Raw genomic sequence first — 23,396 nt, 5'->3', positions numbered from 1 at the left:
TGAAAAGCCACTTTATCAAGGGGATATGTGGCTCACATTATAGTCGATGATGCACACGGGCATGAATCGTGGGCCCGCTTGGCAATATATCGCTTAGAATGGTCGATCTTTGTAAGTTCCCAGCAGCATCGGTTTCAATCAGCATGAGTAAGAATAGTCAATCGACAACTTCGACCTATACCCGCAAGCCTGCGCCGCCCCGGCAGCCGATGCCCAACCGGCTGGTGCGCTTGCTGTCGGAAGCGCGCTGGCTGGCCACCGCCGTGGCACTGCTGTATTTCGTCCTGATCCTGCTCAGCTATAACAAGGCGGATCCGGGCTGGTCGCACGAGAATGCGGTGCCCCACGTGGTCAACCTGGGCGGCCGCGCCGGCGCCTGGCTGGCCGACCTGCTGCTGTTCATCTTCGGCTTTTCCGCCTGGTGGCTGTGCGTCTGCTTCGCGCGCGCCGTGTGGAGGGGCTACCGGCGCCTGCACAACCGCTTCGTGATCGAGGCCGCCGAGCCGGAACCGGAGCACCAGGGCGAGACGGTGATCCGCTGGGTCGGCTTCGCCCTGATGTTCGCCGGCAGCGTCGGCCTCGAATACCTGCGCATGTGGACGCTGAAGGTGGAGCTGCCGCGCTCCCCCGGCGGCGTTCTGGGCCAGCTGATCGGCCATTCCGCCCACACCGCCTTCGGCTTCACCGGCGCGACCCTGCTCCTGCTGCTGCTGTTCGGCCTGGGCTTTTCCTGGTACTTCCAGGTGTCCTGGCTGGCGGTGGCCGAGCGCATCGGCGAATCGGTCGAGACCAGCCTCGCATGGTTCCGCCTGCGCTACGAAGACCGCGAAGACCGCCGCCAGGGCGAGGTTGCGGCCAGCCGCCGCGACGAAGTGGTGGTGAACGAGCGCGCCAAGTACGTCGAGAAGCATGCGCCGCCGGCCCCGAAGGCCTTGCCGGAGCCGGACGACGAGTCGGAGAACGCACCGGCGCCGGGCTTCCTGGCCAAGATGATGTCGAAGGTCGGCAAGGGCAAGGCAGAGAAGGCGGAGACCAAGGGCGAGGCCAAGCTCGAGCCGCGCGCCGAGCCGATGCTGGAAGACGAGGTCGACGAGGATGGCGTGGTGACGCCGCGTGCCCCGGCGCCGCGCGAGCCCGCGTTCGCGCCGCCTGCCGCCGCCGAACCTGCGCCGCGCGCCCCGGTATCGGCATCGGCCGCCGCGCCGGCGCCGATCAAGATCGAGCCCCAGGTGACCAGCGTGCCGCGCTCCGAACGCGCCGAGAAGGAAAGGCAGAACAAGCTGTTCGAAGGCATGCCGGGCGATTCGACCCTGCCGCCGCTCGGCCTGCTGGACGATGCGCCGCCGGCCCAGGAATCGGTGGCCATCGAAACCCTGGAATTCACCAGCCGCCTGATCGAGAAAAAGCTGTCCGACTTCGGCGTCGAAGCCAAGGTGGTGGCCGCCTATCCGGGCCCGGTCGTGACCCGCTACGAGATCGAGCCGGCCACCGGCGTCAAGGGCAGCCAGATCGTCAACCTGGCGCGCGACCTGGCGCGTTCGCTGTCGCTGACGTCGATTCGCGTGGTCGAGACCATCCCCGGCAAGAACTACATGGCGCTGGAGCTGCCGAATCCGAAACGCCAGATCGTGCGCCTGACCGAGATCCTCGGCTCCAAGGTCTACGGCGACAGCGCTTCCAGCCTCACCGTCGCGCTGGGCAAGGACATCGCCGGCAAGCCGGTGATCGCCGACCTGGCCAAGATGCCGCACCTGCTGGTGGCGGGTACCACCGGTTCCGGTAAGTCGGTCGGCATCAACGCGACGATCCTCTCGCTGTTATATAAAGCTGACCCGGACGATGTGCGCCTGATTCTCATCGACCCGAAGATGCTGGAGATGTCGGTCTACGAAGGCATCCCGCACCTGCTGGCGCCGGTCGTGACCGACATGCGCCAGGCCGGCCACGCCCTGAACTGGGCGGTGAACGAGATGGAGCGCCGCTACAAATTGATGAGCAAGCTGGGCGTGCGTAACCTGGCCGGCTACAACGGCAAGATCCTGGAAGCGGCCAAGCGTGAAGAGCACATACCGAACCCGTTCTCGCTGACCCCGGACGCGCCGGAACCGCTGGACAAGCTGCCGACCATCGTCATCATCATCGACGAGCTGGCCGACCTCATGATGGTGGTCGGCAAGAAGGTCGAGGAACTGATCGCCCGTATCGCGCAGAAGGCGCGTGCCGCCGGTATCCACCTGATTCTGGCGACCCAGCGTCCGTCGGTGGACGTGATCACGGGCCTGATCAAGGCGAACATCCCGACCCGTATCGCGTTCCAGGTGTCGTCGAAAATCGACTCGCGCACCATTCTCGACCAGATGGGCGCCGAGACCCTGCTGGGCATGGGCGACATGCTCTACATGCCGCCGGGTACCGGCCTGCCGGTCCGCGTGCACGGCGCCTTCGTCTCCGACGACGAAGTGCATCGAGTTGTAAAACATCTGCAATCGACGGGCGAACCGAATTACATTGAGGGCATCCTCGAAGGCGGCGTGGCCGAGGAAGGCGGCGCCGACGGCGCGGTGGCGGGCGAGGGCGGCGGCGAATCCGACGCCCTGTACGACCAGGCCGTGCAGGTCGTGCTGAAGAACCGCAAGGCCTCGATCTCGCTGGTGCAGCGCCACCTGCGCATCGGCTACAACCGCGCGGCGCGCCTGATCGAGCAGATGGAGCAGAGCGGCCTGGTGTCGCCGATGCAGTCGAACGGCAACCGCGACATTCTCGTGCCTGCGACCAGCGCCGAATAACGTACGTCGCGTTTGCGTAGGGTGGGCACGCCGTGCCCACGCGGGCGCATGCGTCGTGCCAACGTAACGCGTGGGCACCGGGTGCCCACCCTGCAAGGAACATATCGATGAAGAATATGACGCTGAAATTTTCCCTGGCCACCCTGCTGGCCGCAAGCTCGCTGGCCCTGAGCGCCACCGCCTCCGCCAGCGCCCTCGAACAGTTCAAGAGCTTCGTCGCCGGCACCAAGTCCGCCCGCGGCGACTTCATCCAGACCCAGGTCCGCAGCAAGGCCGCCACCGGCAAGGCCCAGCCGGCATCAAGCGGGACCTTCGTGTTCGCCCGTCCCGGCAAGTTCATCTGGACTTACCAGAAGCCCTACGAGCAGGTGCTGCAGGCCGACGGCGAGACCCTCTATGTCTACGACAAGGACCTGAACCAGGTCACCACCCGCAAGCTCGGCAACGCCCTGGGCAGCTCGCCGGCCGCGATCCTGTTCGGCAGCAACGACCTGGAAAAGAACTTCACCCTGGTCGAAGCCGGCACCCGCGACGGCCTGGAATGGATGACGGCGACGCCGAAAGCCAAGGACACCACCTTCGAGCAGATCGGCATCGGCCTGAAGGACGGCGTGCCGCAGGCGATGGAGCTGAAGGATTCCTTCGGCCAGACCTCGGTGCTGAAGTTCACGAACTTCCAGCGCAATCCGCAGCTGGGCGCCCAGCAGTTCAAGTTCGAGGTGCCGAAGGGCGCCGACGTGGTGAACCAGTGAGACACGGCCTTGCGCTGCTGACGGCGGCGCTGGCCGCCTTTCATGCAGCGCCGGCCGCCGCCCGGATACCGCCGCCGCCCAAGGCCTGCGCCGCCGCGGAATACCCTCGCGAGGCGGTGCGCTACGAACTCGAAGGCATCACGACCCTGCGCTACCGGCTGGCCGCGGACGGCCGCGTGAGCGAAGCCCAGGTCGCCAGCTCGAGCGGCTGGGCGCTGCTCGACGATGCCGCCATCCGCACCATCCGCTCCTGCAGGTTCACGCCCGCGGAAGCCGCGCGCGCACAAGGCGCGGCGCTGCCGGTGCAGTACGTCTGGCGCCTGAACGGCGGCGGTGTCCTGCGTCCCCACCTGGTGCCCGGCAGCTGCCCCGCGAGCGGCCGCTTCGCTGCCTTCCAGCCCTACGAGAACGCGTCCAGCGGTCCGGACGGGGTCAAGGTTCGCTTCCTCGTCGACGGCGCCGGCCAGGCGCGCGGCGTGAAGCTGGAAGGCGCCAGCCTGCCGCCGGAGAGCGCCGCCGCCCTGGTCAGCTATGTCGAAAGCTGCCGCTTCGGCTTCGACCCGGCCGTCAAGGGCGAGCGCACCGATACCGCCTACGGCCGGGTCTTGTTCCGCTGAGCCGCCGCACCGGCTACCGGCCGCGCGTCCATCGGCTACACTAAGCACATGGACAACCACGATTTATTCAAGGCCGAACCTTCGCCCCCGCTGGCCGAAGCCCTGCGGCCCAAAACCATCGCCGAGGTCATCGGCCAAAGCCATCTGCTGGGCCCGGGCAAGCCCTTGAACCTGGTGTTCCAGTCCGGCCGCCCGCACTCGATGATCCTGTGGGGTCCGCCGGGCGTCGGCAAGACGACCCTGGCGCGCCTGACCGCGAACGCCTTCGACTGCGAATTCATCGCGCTGTCGGCGGTGCTGTCCGGCGTGAAGGACATCCGCGCCTCCATCGAGCAGGCCGAGCACTACCTGGCCGGCGGCAAGCACACCATCCTCTTCATCGACGAGATCCACCGCTTCAACAAGTCGCAGCAGGACGCCTTGCTGCCGTTCGTGGAGAGCGGACTCGTGACCCTGATCGGCGCCACCACCGAGAACCCGTCCTTCGAAGTCAATTCGGCGCTGCTGTCGCGCTCCCAGGTGTATGTGCTGAAGGCGCTGAACGACGACGAGATGCGCCAGCTGTTGGCGCGCGCCCGGGAGCGGGTGCTGCAGAACCTGCAGTTCGACGAGGTGGCGGTCGACACCCTGGTCGGCTACGCGGACGGCGACGCGCGCCGCTTCCTCAACCTGCTCGAGCAGACCAAGACCTCGGCCGACACCGCCGGCGTCACGCGGATCACGCGCGAGTTCGTCGAGAACGCGCTGACCCTGAACGCGCGCCGCTTCGACAAGGGCGGCGACAACTTCTACGACCAGATATCCGCCTTGCATAAATCGGTGCGCGGCTCGCATCCGGACGCCGCCCTGTACTGGCTGTGCCGCATGCTGGACGGCGGCGCCGATCCCAAATACCTGTCGCGCCGCATCGTGCGCATGGCCTGGGAAGACATCGGCATCGCCGACCCGCGCGCGATCCAGCTCGCCAACGACGCCGCCGAGACCTTCGAACGCCTCGGTTCGCCCGAGGGCGAGCTGGCGCTGGGCCAGGCCGTGATCTACCTGGCGATCGCGGCCAAGAGCAATGCCGGCTACAACGCCTTCAACGCCGCCATGGCCTTCGTCAGGAAGGACAAGTCGCGCGAAGTGCCGGTCCACCTGCGCAATGCGCCGACCAAGCTGATGAAGGAACTGGGCTACGGCCACGCCTACCGCTACGCCCACGACGAGCCGCACGCCTACGCGGCCGGCGAAACCTATCTGCCCGACGGCATGCCGGAGCCGGGCTGGTACCAGCCGGTGCCGCGCGGCATCGAGGCCAAGATTGCCGAGAAGATGGCCTGGCTGCGCGGCCTGGACGACGAGGCGCGCGACGGCGGGGACGGCGGAAGCTGAGCACGCTGCGGGCGCCGGAAAAGATCGCTTTTTCGCGTTTCATCCCGCATTTCGTGCGCTTTGTCGCATCTCGATGGAGTCCGAGGAGGGGAGTGGCTACAGTACCACCATACCGAAGCACCTCAACCAGACACTACACCAAGGACACCATCATGAAACTGCTCAAGAACCTCGAAGCCACCTTCCTCGTCGCCGCCGTCGTGACCAACTTCGCCAGCTACGCCGTCGCCTCGGCACAGGCACCGGAAGCGATGCGCGCCGCCCCGGTCGCCGCCGTGGTGAGCCCGGCCGTCAAAGCCGAAGTCAACCCGAAGGTGCCGGTGGTCGTGGTCAGGGCCCAGCGCCTGAGCGCCGCCGAAAAAGCGGCACTGAACTAAAACATTCCGAGCTGATTCTGTAATCGATCGATTACAAACTCGCGGACCTGGAGCTGTCGGCTTGGTACAATTGCGCATTCGATAAAACCAATCGCAACGCAAACCCCGACATGATTGACATCCAACTTCTCCGCAAAGACATCGACAACGTTGCAGCGCGCCTCGCGACCCGCAAATTCCAGCTCGACGTCGCCGGCTTCAATGCCCTCGAAGCCGAGCGCAAGGCGATCCAGACGCGCACCGAAGAACTGCAGGGCAAGCGCAACAGCCTGTCCAAGCAGATCGGCATGCTGAAGGGCAAAGGCGAAGACACCAGCGCCGTGATGGCGGAAGTGGCCGGCATCGGCGACGAACTGAAGGCCAACGAAGTGGCCCTGGCCCAGGTGCAGGAGAAGGTGGCGCGCTTCATGGAAGCGATCCCGAACCTGCCGCACGAGTCGGTGCCGGTCGGCCAGGACGAATCGGGCAACATCGAAGTGCGCAAGGTCGGCACGCCGCCTACCTTCGACTTCGAAGTGAAGGACCACGTCGACGTCGGCGCCCCGCTGGGCCTGGACTTCGACACCGCGACCAAGCTGACCGGCTCGCGCTTCTCGGTCATGAAGGGCGGCATCGCTAGATTGCACCGCGCACTGGCCCAGTTCATGCTCGACACCCACACCGGCCAGCACGGCTATACCGAGTGCTACACCCCCTACATGGTCAACGCGGATTCGCTGCGCGGCACCGGCCAGCTGCCGAAGTTCGAGGAAGACCTGTTCGCCGTGAAGAAGGGCGGCGCGGAAGGCGAGGGCGAGAACTTCTACCTGATCCCGACCTCGGAAGTCTCGCTGACCAATATGGTGCGCGACGAGATCGTGGCGCTGGACTCGCTCCCGTTCAAGGTCACCGCCCACACCCCGTGCTTCCGCTCGGAAGCCGGCAGCTACGGCCGCGACACCCGCGGCATGATCCGCCAGCACCAGTTCGACAAGGTCGAGCTCGTGCAGGCCGTGCACCCGGAAAAATCGTACGAAGCGCTGGAAGAGATGGTCGGCCAGGCCGAGTTCATCCTGAAGAGCCTGGGCCTGCCTTACCGCGTGATGGCGCTGTGCACCGGCGACATGGGCTTCGGCGCCGCCAAGACCTACGACCTGGAAGTCTGGCTGCCGGCCCAGAACACCTACCGCGAGATCTCGTCGCTGTCGAACACCGAAGCCTTTCAGGCCCGCCGCATGCACGCCCGCTTCCGCAATGCCCAGGGCAAGCCGGAACTGCTGCACACCCTGAACGGCTCCGGCCTGGCAGTCGGCCGCACCCTGGTCGCCGTGCTGGAGAACTACCAGCAGCTTGATGGCAGCGTGGTGATCCCGGAAGTGCTGCGTCCTTACATGGGCGGCATCGAGCGCCTCGTTCCGGCTGCCTGAGCGGCTGCGTAAATAGCTCTTCCGTTTTCGCATCAGGCTGCTATAATGTGGCCTCTCGCGAATACAGCGACCGGTTACCAGGAGAGGTGGCAGAGTGGTCGAATGTACCTGACTCGAAATCAGGCGTACGGGTGACCGTACCGTGGGTTCGAATCCCACCCTCTCCGCCAAAACAAAGAAAAAGGCTCCCACCGGGAGCCTTTTTCTTTTGGCGAAGAGGGAGGGAAGCGCCTGCGCGCTTCCCGTTGGGATTCGAAGGGCTGGGCATGCTTGCCCAGCCCGCCCGAATCGCCGATCTGCAGTTCCTTGCGCGCTGCGCGCGCAAGGAACTGCGCCGCGCGCCGAGGGCGCGCGCTCCTTCACCTGACCTTCAGCCAGTAGCAAAAAGCAAGCCCCAAACCCTTGCGAGAAACCCAAGCACCCCCTATAATGCGTGCTCTCGCGAATACAGCGACCGGTTACCAGGAGAGGTGGCAGAGTGGTCGAATGTACCTGACTCGAAATCAGGCGTACGGGTGACCGTACCGTGGGTTCGAATCCCACCCTCTCCGCCAGAACGAAAAAGGCTTCCTTCGGGGAGCCTTTTTTCATTCCTGCATGCCGGGAAGCAGTCTCGTCAAGCTGCCGTCCTGAGCATCGCATGCAGCCACACAGCCGCAATCCGCTCCACCCGCTCATACCCATCGCATTCCAGCTGCCCGCCAAAGATGTCCGGATCCAGCTCCTCATAGCGCCACTCCTCGCAGGACGCCTCCAGCAGCGGACGGATCGCGGACAGGAAGCGGTCCTCGCCGTCCACGATCGCGACGCCGGTGTAGAGCAGCAGGCTGCCGCCCGGATGCAGGCGCGCCAGGCCGGTCTTCACGATCTGGATCGACAGTTCGGCGCCATGCTCGCCGCCGCCGTGGCGGTAGGGCAGTTCGTCGGCGTCGAGGATGTAGGGCGGGTTCGACATCACGACGTCGAAGTGGCCGTCGACGCCGTCCAGCAGGTTGCTGCGGCAGGGGATGAGCTTTGCGGCGCCGTTCAGCTCGGCGTTGACGGCGGTGAGGGTCAGCGCGTCGTCGTTGATGTCGGTGCCGTAGACGGTGGCGTCGGGGCAGCACAAGGCCAGCTCGATGGCGCCGGGACCGGCCCCGCAGCCGACGTCGACCGCGCGGCGCACCGGACGCCGCAGCAGGCTTGACGACAGCGAACGCCGCAGCGCGGCCACGTAGCGGTAGGTGTCGGGACCGAAGAAGACGGCGTCCTCGTCGTCGGTCGGCCAGGCGGAATGGAAGTACAGCTGGCGGCCGATGGTCGAGGCGCGCACTCGCGCGCGCCGGCCGGGCTCGCCGTCCTTTTCGATCTGCTCGCACAGCCCGGCCTCGACCAGCCGGGATTCGATCTCGTCCGGCACGGCGCCCGGCCGCCAGGGACGGCTCCAGCCGAGCACGCCGCGCAGGTCGTGGGCCCAGGCGTTCTCCGCGCGGCGGTTGACGCGCCTCTGGGTGGCCGGGGTGACGGTGACGAAGCGGTAATCCCGGTCGCGCAGCTGGCGGCCGAGGGCGACGAGGGCGGAAGGGGCGCGCAGATGCAAGGTCATTGCGCCAGCATGGCGTCGGCGCACACGGGTCTCCGTGCGTTAGCGTACATAGTGGCGTCATCGGCTAAAATCCTGAACCAGGGAAAACCCGATGCACTATGTGAAGGCTCGTACATACCCGGCCGGTACCTCCGCGCATACTGCGGCAACGGGCTGGGCGATGGCACCGGCCTACTTCACCAAGGATAGCCATGAGTACGAAACTGCCGAATGTCTCCACCCGCGACCGCATCGAGCGCGAAGTCGAACGCGAGCGCCATGAGCGCCATCTGCACGACGAGCGGCGTGCCGGGCTGGCGGTCGACGAGGAATTCCGGAACAAGGATGTCCGCGAACAGGCGGGCGTGGTGGGCCAGAGGCGGCCCATCGGAAAGTAAAGCAAGGAGAACGATATGCGTTGGGAAGGCGATGAACAGAGCAGTAATGTAGAAGACCGCCGCGGCGGCGGCGGCGGTTTCGGCATCGGCGGCGGCACGGTAGGGATCGGCACGATCGTCATCGCGCTGCTCGGTTCCTGGTTCTTCGGGGTGTCGCCGGGCACCATCCTGAGCCTGCTGTCCGGCGGCGGCTCGCCCGCGCAGGTGCAGCAGGCGCCGTCCCATCCGCCCGCCACCGACCGCGAGACCCAGTTCGTCCGCACCGTGCTGCGCTACACTGAAACCACCTGGACCCAGATCTTCAAGGCCAACGGCGCCACCTACACGCCGCCGGTGCTGGTCCTGTACGACGAGCGCACGCCGACCGGCGGCTGCGGCACCGGCCAGGCCGCGGTCGGTCCCTTCTACTGCCCGGCGGACCGCAAGGTCTACATCGACCTGACCTTTTTCCGCATGATGCAGCAGCGCTTCCACGTGGGCGGCGAATTCACCCAGGCCTACGTGATCGCGCACGAGGTCGGCCACCACGTGCAGAACCTGCTGGGCATCTCGGGCAAGGTCGACGGCATGCGCCAGCGCCTGTCCGAGACCGAGGCGAACGCGCTGTCGGTGCGGGTCGAGCTGCAGGCCGACTGCTTCGCCGGCGTGTGGGCCTACCACACCAACGAAGCCAAGCAGATCATCGAGCAGGGCGACGTCGAATCGGCCCTGGCCGCCGCCACCGCGATCGGCGACGACGCCCTGCAGCGCCAGTCGCGCGGCGAGGTGGTGCCGGATTCCTTCACCCACGGCACCTCGGCGCAGCGGGTGCGCTGGTTCAAGCGCGGGTTGGAGACCGGCTCGGTCAATCAATGTAATACCTTCGACGCTCGTCAACTCTGACGCCGGCTTTGCAGCAGCGCCACGGCCGCCAAGTGCGGCCGTTTTCTATTGGAATTAAATATAGTTCCTTTTAAAAACAAAGAACTAACTGACGCAAAAAAGTTGTCCAGAAACCCGTGTTCGTTTCCGTGCGCGTATCGCCTTCCTTGGCGTTTTGACATAACTTCGTGTCCAAGTGCCCATTCCTGAGCTGTGGGCCGTCAACCAATCCCGAGGAGGACATATGCTGGCAATGAATTACCGGGGGCCATATCGCGTCCGTGCCGACCACAAGCCCGATCCCATGATCGAGCATCCTGGCGACGCCATCGTGCGCGTGACGCGTACCTGCATCTGCGGTTCCGACCTGCACCTGTACCATGGCATGGTGCCCGATACCCGCGTCGGCCATACCTTCGGCCACGAGTTCATCGGCGTGGTCGAGGACGTCGGTTCGGAAGTGCAGACACTGAAACCCGGTGACCGCGTGATGGTGCCGTTCAACCTGTTCTGCGGCTCCTGCTTCTACTGCCAGCATGAATTGTTCGGCAACTGCCACAACACGAATCCGGAAGCCACCGCGGTCGGCGCCATCTACGGTTACTCGCACACCGCCGGCGGCTACGACGGCGGCCAGGCCGAGTACGTGCGCGTGCCGATGGCCGACGTCGGCCCGATGCTGATCCCGGACGACATCCACGACGACGACGCCGTGCTGCTGACCGACGTCACGCCGACCGGCTACCAGGCCGCCGAGATGGGCGACATCAGCGAAGGCGACACCGTGGTCATCTTCGGCGCCGGTCCGATCGGCCTGCTGGCCGCCAAGTCGTCCTGGCTGATGGGGGCGGGGCGCGTGATCGTGGTCGACGAGCTCGAGTACCGCCTCGAATTCGCCAAGCGCTGGGCCCAGTGCGAAGTGGTGAACTTCCGCGAAGTCAACGACATGGCCGAGCACATCAAGAAGATGACGGACTGGATGGGCGCCGACGTCTGTATCGACTGCGTGGGCGGCGACGCCGCCGGCTCGATCGCCCAGACCCTGACCGGCCGCCTGATGAAGATGCAGGCCGGTTCCTCGACCGTGCTGCACTGGGCCATCAACTCGGTGCGCAAGGGCGGCAATGTCTCGATCGTCGGCGTGTATGGCCCGACCTTCAACATGGTCCCGATGGGCAATGTCCTGAACAAGGGCCTGACGATCCGCGCCAACCAGGCCAGCGTGAAGCGCCACCTGCCGCGCCTGATCGAGCACATCCGTGAAGGCCGCCTGAGCCCGAAAGATATCATCACCCACCGGGTGCCGCTGGAAGAGGTGGCGGATGCCTACCACATCTTTTCGAGCAAGCTCGACGACTGCATCAAGACCGTCCTGATCCCGCCGCGCGCCCACGAGGTCCGCGCCGTTCAGGCCAGCGCACTGCATTAAGGAGCCCCCATGCAAACTTCCGATCAAGTCGATCCGCATTCGCACCAGCACCACCACCGCGGCCACGCCGACGAGCACCAGAACGACTACCCGATGGTGCCGCAGCGGCCGACCCGCGAACAGCTGTCCCACATCCACGGCTGGGGCGCCGACCTGGACCGCAAGAACCGTCCGGCGGTGCCGATGGAGCGCACCCCGCCGCGCTTCATCCACGCCCATGAGGGAAAGCTGACGCAGCAGCCGGAAAACGTCGAGATCCTGGTCTCGACCGAGCGTCCCGGCATCACCCCGATCTTCGGCACCGCCCAGCCGCCGAAGGGCCTGTCCGGCATGCTGCGCCGCCTGGCCTTCCGCTGGTCCGAGAACGACATGCGCCACTGGCTGATCCTGCTGGCCGCCGACCGCGTCAACGTGGTCGAAGGTGTCGGCGAAGACCTGGCCAAGGGCAAGGTGCCGAACGTGCTGGCCGAGATGGGCATCAAGTCCGAATGGCAGCACAACAAGGCTGGCCTGGTGAAGAAGGCGGCGATTGCCACTGCCGTTGTCGGTACGGCGGTGTACCTGATGCGGCGTCGGGATCGCTGAAACACCGGCTGCGCTGAGTCTCCGTCATCCCCGCGAAAGCGGGGGCGACGGTCAAGTACCAAAAGTACCGTCCCACGATACGCCCCACGGCGCTTCCCGCGCGCCGTGGGGCTTTTTGCGTTCGAGCAAATCCTTGAACGGAAGCTCGTCCACACTCTGATGGTGCCCAAAGCAGAGCTTGCTTACGGCTGTCCAACCGAATGGAGGCGAGATGAAACACCCTTCCCGCAAACTGCTGGCGGCGTCGATCGGCGCCGCTTCCTGTCTGGTCTGCCTGGCCTGCCTGCCGCTGGCGGCGGCGCCGCTTCCCCTGACGATGATGAGCGCGCCGGTCAAGGTCACGCCGCAGGCCAGCGCCGGCATCGTCGCCCAGCTCGAGGCGCGCCGGGCCCAGCGCGGCCTGGACGCGCGCCATGGCTTCGCGGTGCTGGGCCAGCATCCCGGCATGCAGGGCACCCAGGTCGCGCGCGTCGCCCACACCTGGAAGGGCGTGCCCATCTTCGGCTCGGAGTCGGTGGTGGTGCTCGGTCCGAACGGGAAGATCCAGTCCGAGTCGGCCTCCGAACGCCGTGCCGGTCTCGGCAAGAGCGCCCCGGGCGCCGCCACCGGCGGTCCCGGCAGCGACTTCAGCGTGGTGCCGGCGATCTCGTCCAGACAAGCGATCGACGCCGCCCTCGGCTCGCTCGGCGCCAACGCCAGCCACGTGGCGCCGCCGAGCGCCGAACTGATCATCTACCCGGTGCTGCGCACCGAGCGCACCGCCGCCGCGCGCGACAAGCCGGAGTATGAGCTGAACGCCCTCGACGTCGAGGACGTCGTCGACCACTACGAGCTGGCCTACCTGGTCCACACCCGCATGCACGTCGGCGAGAAGCCGGTCTACCACGACACCGTGGTCAGCGCGCGCGACGGCAGCATCCTCGACCAGTGGAGCATGCTGCAGACGGTGACCGGTGTCGGCAAGAGCCAGTACAACGGCGAGGTGCCGATCAACACCACCCTGGTCGATGGCAAGTACAAGATGATCGACGATACGCGCGGCACCGGCGGCATGTTCGGCGCGATGGCGATCACCAACGCCAACAACACCTCCAAGGCCGGCAATGTCTACGTCAACGACAGCAATACCTGGGGCGACGGCAAGAACTACATTCGCGGCGGGTCGACCACGGACGCCAACGGCCAGACCGCGGCGGTGAACGCCATGTGGGGCCTGATGAACACCTACGACACGCTGAAGAACGTCTTCGGCTGGCAGTCGCTGGACGGCCACAATACGGCCACCTACATCGCGGCCCACGTCAACACCGCCTACGACAACGCCTACTACAGCGACACCTGCCGCTGCATGTTCATCGGCGACGGCTCCAGCTTCTACAGCCTCGGCTCGATCGACGTGATCGGCCACGAGATGGGCCACGGCGTCACCGCCGCCACCTCGAACCTGATCTACTCGGGCGAATCGGGCGGCCTGAACGAATCGGCCTCCGACATCAACGGCGAAATGGTCGAAGCCTATGCGCGCGCCGGCGGCAAGGGCGACACGATACCAAGCGAGGGCAACGACTGGGTACTGGGCAAGGAGATCAGCAAGAACGGCACGCCGCTGCGCTGGATGTACAAGCCGAGCAAGGACGGCAGCAGCCCGGATGCCTGGAGCACCTCGCTCAGGCGCATCGATGTGCACTACAGCAGCGGCCCGAACAACCGCATGTTCTACTTCCTGTCGCAAGGCTCGAACGCGGACAAGGCCAGCGACTACTACAGCAAATACCTGGTCAAGAATCCGGCGGCGATGACCGGCATCGGCCTCGACAAGGCCTACCGGATCTGGTTCAAGGCCAACACCACCAAGTTCACCTCGAGCACCAATTACGCCGATGCGCGCACCAGGATGATCGAGTCGGCCGAGGAGTTGTACGGCAAGGGCAGCCGCGAGGCCATCGCCGTCCAGCGGGCCTATGCGGCGATCAATGTTGGGGCGGACGTGGACGAGTAAGCAGGCCTGTGTTCACTCGCCCAGCAGCGGATAGGGATTCACCGGGGTCCCTTTCCACCACTGCTTCTCGGGCGTCAGCTCGAACACGGCAAAGTGCAGGTGGGGCGCGTTCGGATCCGCATTGCCGGTGCTGCCCACATAGCCGATCAGGTCGCCGCGCTTGACGTCCATGCCTTCCTTCAGGCCCTCGGCATAGCGGTCCAAATGGGCGTAGTAGTAGGCGTATTTTTCGGTGGGATCGAACTCGTAGACGGTCAGGCCGCCCGGCTTGCTGGTGAACAGCTTGGCGATCTTGCCGTCGGCCGTGGCCAGCACCTTCGTGCCCTTGGGCGCCATGATGTCGAGCGCTTCGTGGTGGCGCTCGGTGCCGCGTGGCTGGTCGAAGTTGTCCTTGATGCTGGCCAGGCTCATGCCCTCGACCGGCACCATCAGCTTGCCGGAGGGGGCGGGCGCAGACGGGACGCCGGTATCGGCCGGCAGTGCCGTGACCGAGGGACGCAGCGGCAAATCGAGTTCGGTGAGGTCGGGCGTGACCTTGGGCGCCGGCGGCAGCTTGCTCTCGATGTCCGGCCCGGCCGGGGCGGGCAGGGAGCCCGTGTTCACCTGGGCTTGCGCCTGCGTCGTCGCCGGCGCTTCATGCGGCACCTGGCGCAGCCAGGCAAACAGGCCGCCCGCGCCCACCACCACGCCGAGCAGGAAGGTCAACAGCCATCTCATCGCGATCTCCTTGTTGTTGGTATTTTTCGTTGTGATACTGATTCCGTTAAGTATTTACTCCGTTAATACGACTTCCGTTCCCTTCTGCACCAGTCCGGCGACCTCGGCCGCGCTCCAGTTCGTCAGGCGGATGCAGCCGTGCGACTCGGTCTTGCCGACCAGGCCGGGCACCGGCGTGCCGTGGATGCCGTAGTGGGGAATCGACAGGTCGATCCAGGCCACACCGACCGGATTGTTGGGGCCGGCCGCGATCTTCGCCTTGGCGTCGCCGGGCTTGGCGTCCCAGAACAGCTTGGGGTTGTAGTTGTAGGTCGGGTTGCGCGCCACGCCGTCGATCTTCCAGTTGCCGATCGGGAGCGGGTCGTGCTCGCTGCCGGTCGAGGCCGGATATTGGGCGATCGGGCGGCCGCTAGCGTCTTCCAGGGTCAGGATGTGGGCCTCGCGCGAGACCACGACGCGGGCCGCCGGCGGCAGGGTCGGGGTGCCCATCACATTCGGCACCATGATCTCTTCGCCAGCGCGGCTGAGGTTCTTGCCCTTGTTGAGCTTCTCGATCAGGGCCGGGCTGGCGTGGAATTTCTCGCCCAGGCCTTCCTGCACGGTGGCGTAGCCAAGGGTGGGCAGCTTGGCCTTTTCCATCATGTCCTCGGGGACGGGGCGGAAGGGGCCGGCGACGTCGGCGTCGGCCAGCGTGTAGGCGACCAAGGTGGGCGCGTTGTCGGCGTTCAGGGCTTGCCAGGTGGCGTCGTCGAGCTTGCCCGTCACCGGCAGGCCGCGCGCCTTCTGGAAGCCGGACAGCGCCTGTTTCATGTTGGAGCCGAAGGCGCCGTCGATCTCGCCCGGCGAGAAGTGGGCACGGTCGAGCAGGACCTGGGCGCGCAGGCGGCGGTCGAATTTGGTGGCGACGCCGGCCGGCGTCGCGCCTTCGGTGGCGCTGACAGCGGCTTGCGGCGCCGATGCCTGATCGGGCGTCTGGGCGGGCATGGGCGCTGGCGTTTGCGCGGGCGCTTGTGTGGACGCAGGTGTCTGGGCTGGCGTCGAAGCGGCTTCCACGGCGCTGGTCTGCGCACGCGCGGCGGCGGCGGTCTGGGCGTTGGCGGCCGAGGCGGCGGCGACGCGCGACTGCACGGTCGGCTGCGCCGGCTGCTTGTTCTTGACGAGATAGGCCTGCTGGGCACCGGCGGCAGCGCAGACGCTGCCAAGGAGAACGGCCAGGGCGGGGGCAGTAAAGTATTTCATTGGCTTCCTGCATTACTTGCATATGGAAACCTCAGCGTAGTGCCGCCCCGGGCAAGGGTCTGTGCGCAAACGAACTCATCGTCCGGCTGAGTAAGCCGGCATCCGGACAGGTACAATCGGCAGCATCATGAGCGACGCCACGATCACCTTCCAGCCCGCCGGCTGGACCGTCCCCGCACCGGCGGACACGACCATCCTGCACGCCGCCGAACAGGCCGGCATCGACTTGCCGAGCTCCTGCCGCAACGGCACCTGCCGCACCTGCATCTGCCGCCTGGCGAGCGGCAGCGTGCGCTACCTGGTCGAGTGGCCGGGCCTGTCTTTCGACGAGAAGAGGGAAGGCTACATCCTGCCCTGCGTCGCCGTGCCGGTGGGCGACGTGGAAGTCGAGCAGCGCCTGGCGAAACGCCTGAACGCTCAGGTGGACTAGCGGGCCAGGGCCGACTCGATCGCCCGCAGCACCAGCGGCCAGGAATGCGAGCTGGCCGCGACCTCGTCGTAGTGACTGGCGCCGGGCAGGATCACGACCTCGGCGGCGTCGCCGGCGGCGCGGGCGCGGGCGGCGAAGTCCTTCGCCACGCGCGGCGGCGAGATGCGGTCCAGCTCGCCCGTCACGAGGATGGTGCGGCTGCCGTTGGGTAGCAGGTCGCCGGCATTCGTGTCGGCGAAGACGTCGGGGCGCTTGTCGCTGGGCGCGCCGGTCAGCTGGCCGATCTCGCGGTCGCAGCTGGACTTGATCAGGGCCTGCTCGCGGCGCAGGTCGGCCAGGCCGCCCAGGCTCACCACCTTCTTCACTGGCAGCGGATCGGGCTGGTAGAGCGGGCTGGTGTCCGGGATGCGCGGCCGGCCCGCCATCCATTGCACCAGCTGGCCGCCGGCCGAGTGGCCGACCGCGACCAGGCGGTTCAGGTCGAGCGGATAGCGGCGCGCCTGCTGGGCCAGCATGGCCAGGGCCGCGTTCATGTCCTGGTAGGTGCCCGGATAGCCGCCGCCGGCCTCGTCGACGCGGCGGTATTCGACGTTCCAGGAAGCGATGCCGCGCTCGGCCAGCGCCGCCGCCAGGTTGCGCAGCTGAATGACGCCGCCGAATTCCTTGGTCCAGCAGCCGCCGTGCACCAGCACCGCCACCGGGAAGGGACCGGGGCCGCCCGGCACGTAGAGTTCCGCGTACTGCGAAGGCGCGCTGCCGTAGGCGAAGGTGGCGTTGGGAACCGGCCCCTTCAGGGCCATGTAGTCGGCCAGGGTCATCGGTTTTGGCGGCGCGGCGCCGGCGGCGGCGCAGACGAGGGCGAAGGCGGCGGGGAGCAGGCGCAGCATGGGAGCGATCATCCAGTGTAAAAACGGCAAGAACGCCATCATACCAACACCGCGCACGATTGAAAGCCGGCCCCGTTCCAACGTGCTAGGCTGCGCGAAAACGTCAACCGTTCATCACGTGTTCACTCGAGGAGAATTGCTATGACCCAATCGAAATCCAGCGGCAACCAGAACAAGCAGTCGGCCAACGATTCGGAAGAGGATCTGGCCAAGCGCCGTGCCGGCGTGAATCCGGACAAGAGCAGCCATAACGAGAAAACCACCGTCAAGGCCGGTAAAGGGAAGGGCGCCGGCGGCGGCGCGAAGCAAAAGGAATCGCGATGATGGGAGCGATTCCGGTAGCTAGCATTGTGGAACGCGAGCTGATGCCGGCCCTGCGCGCCCACACCACGCCGGATCCGACCGACCCGGACCAGCCGCCTCCGCAGCCGAGTCCGGATCCTGACGACGTGCCGGCGCCGTCCCGCGCGCCGGTCGAAGAACCCGGGATGCCCCAGCCGCCGATCAAGGCCGGCAAGGGCGCCCGGTATCAGGGCTTGCCCGGCTTGCCCTGCTGATTGCCGGCGTCGCCGGTATCCTGCCGGCTGCCGCGCTGCGGCAGCGGCGGGATCTCCTTGATCATCTCATTGGTTTCGTGCTGGCCCGGCGTGATCTCGCCGCTGCCGATGTCGCCTTCGTGCATCATCGGCGGCCCTTTTGCGGCTGGGTCCGGCTTGGGGATGGAAGTGTTCATGGTGCTCTCCTTGTGTTGGCGGGTTGTCGCGTTGAGATGATCCTAGCAGCCAGCCGCACCCTCCGGCGCTCGATAGGCGCCCACGGCGTGTTGCTTTATCGATACAAAATCGACACTATGTATGCGGGCGCACATAGTGCCTCAAGGAAACTTTCTATAATGGTCCATCGGTCAAGCACTCTCGGGGAGGACAGCATGGGCAGCACCTTATACAACAAGATCTATCTCGGAAGAAGCTCGCTGCTGGGCTCGCGACGCATGCAGGCGGCGCTGGCGCTGGGCGCGCTGGCCGGGGCCGGCCTGGTGTGGACGGCCGTGTGCGTGCTCAGGTAAATCAAGCGGAAGTTGCGGGAGAACCCGGGCCGCCTTACCATGGCGACCTTTGCTCCCAATGAAAGTCTGAATGAAGAATGAGAAACTGACGGGCGACGAATACGACGCCCTCGAATTCATCCGGCGCGGTGCCCGCAACGACCGGGTGAATGCCTGCGTCGGCCGCAACGCCAAACGCCTGTCCGGCCTGAAACTGGTGCAGTATGGGAAGAACGGCAGCCTTTCCTTGAGCCCGAAGGGGCAGGAAGTGCTATTTCTGAAGCGCTGTATCGAAGCGCTGCGCGCGCTGCAGCAGGATCCGGCGAGCGCACTGGATGAGGATGTGGTGCAGTTCCTGAGCCGCAAGTCGCACATCGCCGCACTGGAAGGCGGCGGCTACGAACTCACCGAACGCGGCCGCGAATCTTTGGCCGACATCAGCGCCCAGGATCCACGCAAATAAGCACGCAAATAAGCGCGGCGAAATCAGTTCGAACGGCGGCGGTGCGGATACACCAGGGTGCGCACCGCGATTTCGGCCGGCACGTTCATCGCCGCCAGGAATTCGGCGGCGCGCTGCAGGCCCAGGGTCGGGATCGATGCTACCGCCTGGTTGACCAGGTCGCGGGTACGCATGTCGGTACGCGGCCTCCGGTCGGCCACGCTCTCGATGGCGCCCAGTCCGCCAGTCTCGTAGTTCATATCATCCCTCGTTATTATGCGCACGGCATTATTGCCAAACGTTCACTACTATTGTATGGGAACGATATTATTTCTGCCACAAAAAATTTCAGATAAAACAAAGAATACAAGGCCTTAGCGGCCTTTGTTCATGCAGAACGATGCAATTGTGATGTAATCGTCAAGCCACCGCGGCTTGCGGCTCATCGTCGAAGGCCGCCAGGCCGCGGCGCTGGCGCAGCAGTTGTTCGAATTCGTGGGCCGGCAGCGGACGCGAGAAGTAATACCCCTGCATTTCGTCGCAGCCCTGGTGGCGCAGGTAGTCGAGCTGCTCGGCCGTCTCCACTCCCTCGGCGATCACCGACAGGCGCAGGTTGTGCGCCAGCGCGATGATGGAGGCGACGATCGCGGCATCGTTGGCATCGTGGCTGATGTCGTTCACGAAGGAGCGGTCGATCTTCAGCACGTCGATCGGGAAGCGCGACAGGTAGGAGAAGCTCGAGTAGCCGGTGCCGAAATCGTCGATCGAGAGCTTCACGCCCAGCGCCTTCATGCGGTGCAGCAGCTCCACCGCCGGCGTGACGTCGCTCATGAACAGGCTTTCGGTCAGCTCCAGCTCCAGGCAGGCGGGATCGAGTCCGGTATCGATCAGCACCTGTTCGATGCCCGGCACCAGGTCGGTCGCGCTGAACTGGCGCGCCGACAGGTTCACCGCCACCCTCAGCTTGCCCAGGCCCGCGTCGTGCCAGATCTTGTTCTGGGCGGCCGCGGTGCGCATCACCCAGGCGCCGATCGGCACGATCAGGCCGGTGTCCTCGGCCACGCCGACGAAGCGCGAGGGCGGCACCATGCCCAGCTCCGGATGCTTCCAGCGGATCAAGGCCTCCATGCCGACGATCTGACCGGTCTTCAGGTCCACCTGCGGCTGGTAGTGCAGCACGAATTCGTTACGCTCCAGCGCATTGCGCAGCGCGCTCTCGATGCGCACCCGCTCCAGCGATTCCTCGTTCATCGCCGGCGTATAGAACTGGAAGTTGTTGCGGCCCAGCTTCTTGGCGCGGTACATCGCGATGTCGGCGTGCTCGATCAGGTTCTCGGCCGAGGTACCGTCGCTCGGATAGGCCGCCACCCCGATGCTGCAGGTGACGAAGAATTCCTTCGGCCCCAGCATGACCGGCTGGGCCACCGAATCCATCACCCGCTGCACGATGTCGCTGGTCAGCGGCTGGTCTTCGTGCTGCGACAGGATCACCACGAATTCGTCGCCCGACAGGCGGGCCACGGTGTCGGTGTCGCGCAGCGAGCCGCGCAGTCGCGCCGCCACCGTCATCAGGAGCACGTCGCCGGCCTTGTGGCCCATGCTGTCGTTGACGAACTTGAAGCGGTCCAGGTCGATCAGCATCACCCACACCGGATGGCCGCTGCGGGTCGCATAGGCCACCGCCTGGCCCAGGCGGTCCTGCAGCAGCGAACGGTTCGGCAGGCCGGTCAGCACGTCGTGCTGGGCCACGTGGTGCACGCGCTGCTCGGTGATCTTGCGCGCCGTGATGTCGCTGCCGGTGCCGCGGTAGCCCGTGAAGCGGCCGTTGTCGTCGAACATCGGCTGGCCGCTGACGCAGAACCAGCGCTCCTCGCCGTTGTCGTCGAGGGCGCGGTATTCCAGGTTCTTGAAGGGTTCGCGCGCCTGGATGGCGGCCAAGTGTTCGCGTCCCGATTCGTTGTCCGCCATGCCGGACACGAATTCCCAGCGCGTCTTGCCCAGGAGGCGCTCGACGGCGATGCCGGATTTTTCCGTGAAGTGGCCGGTCATGGCGACGAAGCGCAGCTGCTCGTCCTGTTCCCAGTACCAGTCGGAGGACATGGCCACCAGCTGGCGGAAGCGCTGCTCGCTTTCCTGCAGCGCCTTTTCGGTGCGCTTGCGGGCCAGTACGTCGTCGATCAGGCGCTGGTTGGTCAGTTTGAGGTCGGCGGTGCGCTCGCGCACCAGTTCCTGCACCTTGCGCGCGCGCTGGCCGGCGGCCTGCACGAAAGCGGTCAGCAGCAGGGTGGACAGCAGCCCGCCGGCCAGCAGCAGCGACGAGGCCAGGTGGTCGGCCAGGTAGGGCTTGGGCGCGGCGGCGGCTTCCACGGTCCAGGTCTGGCCGGCGGCCACGAAATGGTCGAGCGAGCGCGCACCGGCGCGCGCCAGCCAGCGCATCGGCGGCAGCTCGGGCGCGGCGGCCTCGCGTTCGTCGTGGTTGGCGTAGACCATCGCGGCGGGGAGGGAGCGGGCGCCGATATAGAGCTTGAGCAGCATGCTGCGGTCTTCCAGCAGGCCGGCGCGCGCCAGGGTGGAGCGCGCCAGGGTCTGGACGTCGAGCACGGCGGCGGTGTCGCCCAGCAGGCGGCCGGCCGGGCCGTAGACCGGCATCACCACCTCGAAGCTGGGCCTGCCGCCCGGGTCCTGGGCCAGGTTCAGCAGGCCGGTGGCGGCCGCGTGTCCGCTGGCATGGGCGCGCGCCAGGGCCCGCGCCACTTCATTGTTCACGCCCACGTTCAGGCCGAAGGCCGGCTCGTTGCCTTGCATCGGCTCGAGGTAGTCGACCACGTTGTAGCGCGGCCGGCGCGGCGCCGGCACCAGGCGGCCGTCCTGCATCTCGTGCAGGACGGTGCCGGGGCGCACCCGCTGCAGCTCGGCTTCGAAGGCGGCGCGTTCGCTGTCCTCGACCGCGCGGTGGAAGTTGAAGGCCTTGATGTAGGGATTACGCAGCAGCAGCGGACTGGTGAAATCGCGGAACTGCGAGCGCGTCACCGGCTGCACGGTGGCGAACAGCTGGTTGGTGACGTTCAGGACTTCGACCGCCTCGTCCATGCCCTGGCGCAGGGCGGCCACGCGCACGGTCGCGCCCTGTTCGAAGGCGAGGGTCCGGTTGTCGATCTCGAGCTGGTTGACCGCTGCCGTCAGCACGGCGGTCGTGACGAGGCCGCCCCCAAGCGTGAGGGCCGCCGCAAGCGTAAGCGAAAGCTGCAGTCGTCGACGCGGCATCCAAAGTCCTATAGTGAAATTACTTGCTCAAAGGCATGTGGGCGGGCCAAGTTTGTCACAGAAAGGCTTGTTTCCGCAAACAAATTGTCTCTTAGAAGCAAGTAGCGGACCCAGGTGTGGCTAGCCCAAAACACTGCGCCATGCCATCCGAATAAGGTTGAGGCGTATGCATAGACGGTTCAATAATGGCGGGCGCCGCAGCACACGCGCCGCGTGTCCAGCGTCGCCGGCGGCGGCGAACAGGATGTGGTTGTTGCCGGCCACCTTGTCGAGCCGGCAGGTGCGGTCGTCGAAGGCCCGGTCCAGGGCGCCCAGCACGTCGGCGCGGCGCGGGTCGTAGCTGAAGACATTTGCCACCAGCACCCCGTCCGGCCGCAGGAGGCGCCGGCAATCCTCGTAGAAGCGGCGGCTGGACAGGGCCGGCGGCAGCCCGGCGGCGTCGAAGCCGTCGACCACGATCACGTCGGCGATCGCGTCGTCGGCGCGGGCCGCGGCGGCCATCCATTCGGCGGCATCGGCATGGATCACGCTGAAGCGCTCGTCGTCGGGCGGCACCAGGAAGTGCTCGCGCAGGGCGATCACGTCGGCGCTCAGCTCGAGCACGGTGATGCGGCAGTCCGGAAACCGGCGCCGGCAGTACGTGGCCATCGATCCGCCGCCCAGGCCGACCATCAGGATGTGGCCGGGGTGGGGCACGAACAGCGGAAAGCACATCATGGCGCGCGCATAGGAGAGCACCAGCGCGTGCGGGCGCGACAGCCGCATCGCGCTCTGGATGTCGCCCGGCGTGAACTCCAGTGTGCGGCGGTCGCCCTCGGTGCGGACCAGCGGCTTCGAATGATTCGGCATGGCCGGCAGTATACGATGCGGATCGCGGCGAGTCCGGTCCGGCTTGTTGCAGTGGATAAGTTTCTGATAAGCTGGCCGCCGCAGCCTCACGGAGACCTCATGTTCCTGGACCATCCCACCATCACCGCCACCAACAGCCAGACCGAGCCCGACCGTATCGAGCGGCTCGACCGTGTCTATGGCTACGCGATGGCGCTGGCCGACGTGGATGGCGACGGCGGCTTCGTCGAGAAGCTGAACCAGCTGCACGACCACAAGGGCACCCTGATCGTGTTCTGGCACGAAGCCCCGAGCGAAACCCAGATGCAGTACTGGGCGCGAGCCTGGGCCAGCAAGGTCGGCGACGGCACCACCGCCGTGGTCCACGAGATCTGA

At 66.2% G+C, this 23,396-nt stretch carries 25 protein-coding genes and 2 tRNA genes; 19 read left to right on the top strand and 8 right to left on the bottom strand.

All coding sequences use genetic code 11. The features are described 5' to 3' along the window. Nucleotides 1–143: 143 nt before the first annotated feature. From AB4Z32_RS17945 to AB4Z32_RS17910, 8 genes are all read left to right on the top strand, one after another. Nucleotides 144–2,786: a DNA translocase FtsK gene (locus AB4Z32_RS17945; RefSeq protein WP_442123221.1), complete on the top strand. Its 2,643-nt coding sequence runs from the start codon at nt 144–146 to the stop codon at nt 2,784–2,786. Nucleotides 2,787–2,893: 107 nt separating this feature from the next. After that, complete coding sequence (lolA, locus tag AB4Z32_RS17940; RefSeq protein WP_442123220.1) at nt 2,894–3,538, top strand: outer membrane lipoprotein chaperone LolA; 645 nt, start codon at nt 2,894–2,896, stop codon at nt 3,536–3,538. Continuing rightward, nucleotides 3,535–4,155 carry an energy transducer TonB gene (locus AB4Z32_RS17935; RefSeq protein WP_442123219.1) on the top strand — a complete coding sequence of 207 codons (621 nt, stop codon included), beginning with the start codon at nt 3,535–3,537 and terminating at the stop codon, nt 4,153–4,155. Before lolA ends, AB4Z32_RS17935 begins: the two co-directional genes overlap by 4 nt. Nucleotides 4,156–4,203: 48 nt before the next feature. Beyond that, nucleotides 4,204–5,529: a replication-associated recombination protein A gene (locus AB4Z32_RS17930; RefSeq protein ID WP_442123218.1), complete on the top strand. Its 1,326-nt coding sequence runs from the start codon at nt 4,204–4,206 to the stop codon at nt 5,527–5,529. A 152-nt stretch (nt 5,530–5,681) separates the two neighbouring features. Then, nucleotides 5,682–5,906, top strand: coding sequence for a hypothetical protein (locus AB4Z32_RS17925; protein WP_442123217.1), 225 nt, complete (start codon nt 5,682–5,684; stop codon nt 5,904–5,906). A gap of 110 nt (nt 5,907–6,016) precedes the next feature. Continuing rightward, nucleotides 6,017–7,312, top strand: a complete 1,296-nt coding sequence (gene serS / locus AB4Z32_RS17920; protein ID WP_442123216.1) for a serine--tRNA ligase — start codon at nt 6,017–6,019, stop codon at nt 7,310–7,312. A gap of 80 nt (nt 7,313–7,392) precedes the next feature. Continuing rightward, nucleotides 7,393–7,482: transfer RNA gene (locus AB4Z32_RS17915), tRNA-Ser, on the top strand. 294 nt (nt 7,483–7,776) lie between these two features. Beyond that, nucleotides 7,777–7,866 (top strand) — tRNA-Ser (locus AB4Z32_RS17910). Nucleotides 7,867–7,928: 62 nt separating this feature from the next. Here AB4Z32_RS17910 and AB4Z32_RS17905 read toward each other — a convergent pair. Beyond that, nucleotides 7,929–8,897 carry a methyltransferase gene (locus tag AB4Z32_RS17905; RefSeq protein WP_442123215.1) on the bottom strand — a complete coding sequence of 323 codons (969 nt, stop codon included), beginning with the start codon at nt 8,895–8,897 and terminating at the stop codon, nt 7,929–7,931. 191 nt (nt 8,898–9,088) lie between these two features. Here AB4Z32_RS17905 and AB4Z32_RS17900 point away from each other — a divergent pair, with 191 nt between their 5' ends. The 5 genes from AB4Z32_RS17900 (at nt 9,089) to AB4Z32_RS17880 (ending at nt 14,148) form a co-directional block, all read left to right on the top strand. Next, nucleotides 9,089–9,274, top strand: coding sequence for a hypothetical protein (locus AB4Z32_RS17900; protein WP_442123214.1), 186 nt, complete (start codon nt 9,089–9,091; stop codon nt 9,272–9,274). A gap of 15 nt (nt 9,275–9,289) precedes the next feature. Beyond that, a complete protein-coding gene (gene ypfJ, locus AB4Z32_RS17895) occupies nt 9,290–10,156 on the top strand; it encodes a KPN_02809 family neutral zinc metallopeptidase (RefSeq protein ID WP_442123213.1) in 867 nt (288 codons plus the stop codon). A 223-nt stretch (nt 10,157–10,379) separates the two neighbouring features. Beyond that, nucleotides 10,380–11,564, top strand: a complete 1,185-nt coding sequence (locus AB4Z32_RS17890; RefSeq protein WP_442123212.1) for a zinc-dependent alcohol dehydrogenase — start codon at nt 10,380–10,382, stop codon at nt 11,562–11,564. 9 nt (nt 11,565–11,573) lie between these two features. Then, nucleotides 11,574–12,149: a hypothetical protein gene (locus AB4Z32_RS17885; protein ID WP_442123211.1), complete on the top strand. Its 576-nt coding sequence runs from the start codon at nt 11,574–11,576 to the stop codon at nt 12,147–12,149. A gap of 211 nt (nt 12,150–12,360) precedes the next feature. Then, nucleotides 12,361–14,148 carry a M4 family metallopeptidase gene (locus AB4Z32_RS17880; protein WP_442123210.1) on the top strand — a complete coding sequence of 596 codons (1,788 nt, stop codon included), beginning with the start codon at nt 12,361–12,363 and terminating at the stop codon, nt 14,146–14,148. 12 nt (nt 14,149–14,160) lie between these two features. On the opposite strand, the gene AB4Z32_RS17875 is transcribed toward AB4Z32_RS17880, so the two are convergent. Together AB4Z32_RS17875 and AB4Z32_RS17870 are read right to left on the bottom strand one after the other, a co-directional pair. Further along, a complete protein-coding gene (locus tag AB4Z32_RS17875; protein ID WP_442123209.1) occupies nt 14,161–14,865 on the bottom strand; it encodes a M23 family metallopeptidase in 705 nt (234 codons plus the stop codon). A 54-nt stretch (nt 14,866–14,919) separates the two neighbouring features. Next, nucleotides 14,920–16,104, bottom strand: coding sequence for a L,D-transpeptidase family protein (locus AB4Z32_RS17870; RefSeq protein WP_442123208.1), 1,185 nt, complete (start codon nt 16,102–16,104; stop codon nt 14,920–14,922). A 127-nt stretch (nt 16,105–16,231) separates the two neighbouring features. Here AB4Z32_RS17870 and AB4Z32_RS17865 point away from each other — a divergent pair, with 127 nt between their 5' ends. Continuing rightward, nucleotides 16,232–16,534, top strand: coding sequence for a 2Fe-2S iron-sulfur cluster-binding protein (locus AB4Z32_RS17865; protein ID WP_442123207.1), 303 nt, complete (start codon nt 16,232–16,234; stop codon nt 16,532–16,534). Here AB4Z32_RS17865 and AB4Z32_RS17860 read toward each other — a convergent pair. Next, entirely contained in the window at nt 16,531–17,421 is an 891-nt protein-coding gene (locus tag AB4Z32_RS17860) for an alpha/beta hydrolase family protein (RefSeq protein WP_442123206.1), read from the bottom strand. The genes AB4Z32_RS17865 and AB4Z32_RS17860 overlap by 4 nt on opposite strands. A gap of 141 nt (nt 17,422–17,562) precedes the next feature. Here AB4Z32_RS17860 and AB4Z32_RS17855 point away from each other — a divergent pair, with 141 nt between their 5' ends. Both AB4Z32_RS17855 and AB4Z32_RS17850 read left to right on the top strand, forming a co-directional pair. Beyond that, a complete protein-coding gene (locus tag AB4Z32_RS17855) occupies nt 17,563–17,745 on the top strand; it encodes a hypothetical protein (protein WP_442123205.1) in 183 nt (60 codons plus the stop codon). Then, the gene (locus AB4Z32_RS17850; RefSeq protein WP_442123204.1) at nt 17,742–17,978 is read left to right on the top strand and encodes a hypothetical protein; all 237 of its coding nucleotides are present in this window, start codon (nt 17,742–17,744) and stop codon (nt 17,976–17,978) included. The genes AB4Z32_RS17855 and AB4Z32_RS17850 overlap by 4 nt, the downstream gene beginning before the upstream one ends. On the opposite strand, the gene AB4Z32_RS17845 is transcribed toward AB4Z32_RS17850, so the two are convergent. Next, the gene (locus tag AB4Z32_RS17845) at nt 17,951–18,154 is read right to left on the bottom strand and encodes a hypothetical protein (RefSeq protein WP_442123203.1); all 204 of its coding nucleotides are present in this window, start codon (nt 18,152–18,154) and stop codon (nt 17,951–17,953) included. The two genes, AB4Z32_RS17850 and AB4Z32_RS17845, sit on opposite strands and share 28 nt — an antisense overlap. A gap of 195 nt (nt 18,155–18,349) precedes the next feature. Between AB4Z32_RS17845 and AB4Z32_RS17840 the strand changes: the two genes are divergently transcribed. Together AB4Z32_RS17840 and AB4Z32_RS17835 are read left to right on the top strand one after the other, a co-directional pair. Further along, nucleotides 18,350–18,487 carry a hypothetical protein gene (locus tag AB4Z32_RS17840; protein ID WP_442123202.1) on the top strand — a complete coding sequence of 46 codons (138 nt, stop codon included), beginning with the start codon at nt 18,350–18,352 and terminating at the stop codon, nt 18,485–18,487. Between the two features lie 70 nt (nt 18,488–18,557). Then, nucleotides 18,558–18,929 carry a hypothetical protein gene (locus AB4Z32_RS17835; RefSeq protein WP_442123201.1) on the top strand — a complete coding sequence of 124 codons (372 nt, stop codon included), beginning with the start codon at nt 18,558–18,560 and terminating at the stop codon, nt 18,927–18,929. A 23-nt stretch (nt 18,930–18,952) separates the two neighbouring features. Here the strand turns inward: AB4Z32_RS17835 and AB4Z32_RS17830 are convergent, their stop codons facing one another. The 3 genes from AB4Z32_RS17830 to AB4Z32_RS17820 form a co-directional block, all read right to left on the bottom strand. After that, entirely contained in the window at nt 18,953–19,168 is a 216-nt protein-coding gene (locus AB4Z32_RS17830; protein ID WP_442123200.1) for a hypothetical protein, read from the bottom strand. Nucleotides 19,169–19,328: 160 nt separating this feature from the next. After that, entirely contained in the window at nt 19,329–22,172 is a 2,844-nt protein-coding gene (locus AB4Z32_RS17825; RefSeq protein WP_442123199.1) for a bifunctional diguanylate cyclase/phosphodiesterase, read from the bottom strand. 120 nt (nt 22,173–22,292) lie between these two features. Further along, complete coding sequence (locus tag AB4Z32_RS17820; protein WP_442123198.1) at nt 22,293–23,021, bottom strand: methyltransferase domain-containing protein; 729 nt, start codon at nt 23,019–23,021, stop codon at nt 22,293–22,295. A 99-nt stretch (nt 23,022–23,120) separates the two neighbouring features. Between AB4Z32_RS17820 and AB4Z32_RS17815 the strand changes: the two genes are divergently transcribed. Continuing rightward, the gene (locus tag AB4Z32_RS17815) at nt 23,121–23,396 is read left to right on the top strand and encodes a hypothetical protein (RefSeq protein WP_442123197.1); all 276 of its coding nucleotides are present in this window, start codon (nt 23,121–23,123) and stop codon (nt 23,394–23,396) included.

Origin of the sequence: Massilia sp. 2TAF26, assembly GCF_052115005.1 — a bacterium.
Classification (GTDB): Bacteria; Pseudomonadota; Gammaproteobacteria; order Burkholderiales; family Burkholderiaceae_D; genus Telluria.
This window is presented reverse-complemented; position numbering and strand designations above follow the sequence as displayed.

What these genes read in the sequence shown, in the direction of transcription:
- AB4Z32_RS17945 (WP_442123221.1), top strand. Translation starts at nt 144, where the DNA reads ATGAGTAAGAATAGTCAATCGACAACTTCGACCTATACCCGCAAGCCT.
- lolA (WP_442123220.1), top strand. Translation starts at nt 2,894, where the DNA reads ATGAAGAATATGACGCTGAAATTTTCCCTGGCCACCCTGCTGGCCGCA.
- AB4Z32_RS17930 (WP_442123218.1), top strand. Translation starts at nt 4,204, where the DNA reads ATGGACAACCACGATTTATTCAAGGCCGAACCTTCGCCCCCGCTGGCC.
- AB4Z32_RS17925 (WP_442123217.1), top strand. Translation starts at nt 5,682, where the DNA reads ATGAAACTGCTCAAGAACCTCGAAGCCACCTTCCTCGTCGCCGCCGTC.
- serS (WP_442123216.1), top strand. Translation starts at nt 6,017, where the DNA reads ATGATTGACATCCAACTTCTCCGCAAAGACATCGACAACGTTGCAGCG.
- AB4Z32_RS17905 (WP_442123215.1), bottom strand. Translation starts at nt 8,897, where the DNA reads ATGACCTTGCATCTGCGCGCCCCTTCCGCCCTCGTCGCCCTCGGCCGC.
- AB4Z32_RS17900 (WP_442123214.1), top strand. Translation starts at nt 9,089, where the DNA reads ATGAGTACGAAACTGCCGAATGTCTCCACCCGCGACCGCATCGAGCGC.
- ypfJ (WP_442123213.1), top strand. Translation starts at nt 9,290, where the DNA reads ATGCGTTGGGAAGGCGATGAACAGAGCAGTAATGTAGAAGACCGCCGC.
- AB4Z32_RS17890 (WP_442123212.1), top strand. Translation starts at nt 10,380, where the DNA reads ATGCTGGCAATGAATTACCGGGGGCCATATCGCGTCCGTGCCGACCAC.
- AB4Z32_RS17885 (WP_442123211.1), top strand. Translation starts at nt 11,574, where the DNA reads ATGCAAACTTCCGATCAAGTCGATCCGCATTCGCACCAGCACCACCAC.
- AB4Z32_RS17880 (WP_442123210.1), top strand. Translation starts at nt 12,361, where the DNA reads ATGAAACACCCTTCCCGCAAACTGCTGGCGGCGTCGATCGGCGCCGCT.
- AB4Z32_RS17875 (WP_442123209.1), bottom strand. Translation starts at nt 14,865, where the DNA reads ATGAGATGGCTGTTGACCTTCCTGCTCGGCGTGGTGGTGGGCGCGGGC.
- AB4Z32_RS17870 (WP_442123208.1), bottom strand. Translation starts at nt 16,104, where the DNA reads ATGAAATACTTTACTGCCCCCGCCCTGGCCGTTCTCCTTGGCAGCGTC.
- AB4Z32_RS17865 (WP_442123207.1), top strand. Translation starts at nt 16,232, where the DNA reads ATGAGCGACGCCACGATCACCTTCCAGCCCGCCGGCTGGACCGTCCCC.
- AB4Z32_RS17860 (WP_442123206.1), bottom strand. Translation starts at nt 17,421, where the DNA reads ATGCTGCGCCTGCTCCCCGCCGCCTTCGCCCTCGTCTGCGCCGCCGCC.
- AB4Z32_RS17855 (WP_442123205.1), top strand. Translation starts at nt 17,563, where the DNA reads ATGACCCAATCGAAATCCAGCGGCAACCAGAACAAGCAGTCGGCCAAC.
- AB4Z32_RS17850 (WP_442123204.1), top strand. Translation starts at nt 17,742, where the DNA reads ATGATGGGAGCGATTCCGGTAGCTAGCATTGTGGAACGCGAGCTGATG.
- AB4Z32_RS17845 (WP_442123203.1), bottom strand. Translation starts at nt 18,154, where the DNA reads ATGAACACTTCCATCCCCAAGCCGGACCCAGCCGCAAAAGGGCCGCCG.
- AB4Z32_RS17840 (WP_442123202.1), top strand. Translation starts at nt 18,350, where the DNA reads ATGGGCAGCACCTTATACAACAAGATCTATCTCGGAAGAAGCTCGCTG.
- AB4Z32_RS17835 (WP_442123201.1), top strand. Translation starts at nt 18,558, where the DNA reads ATGAAGAATGAGAAACTGACGGGCGACGAATACGACGCCCTCGAATTC.
- AB4Z32_RS17830 (WP_442123200.1), bottom strand. Translation starts at nt 19,168, where the DNA reads ATGAACTACGAGACTGGCGGACTGGGCGCCATCGAGAGCGTGGCCGAC.
- AB4Z32_RS17825 (WP_442123199.1), bottom strand. Translation starts at nt 22,172, where the DNA reads ATGCCGCGTCGACGACTGCAGCTTTCGCTTACGCTTGCGGCGGCCCTC.
- AB4Z32_RS17820 (WP_442123198.1), bottom strand. Translation starts at nt 23,021, where the DNA reads ATGCCGAATCATTCGAAGCCGCTGGTCCGCACCGAGGGCGACCGCCGC.
- AB4Z32_RS17815 (WP_442123197.1), top strand. Translation starts at nt 23,121, where the DNA reads ATGTTCCTGGACCATCCCACCATCACCGCCACCAACAGCCAGACCGAG.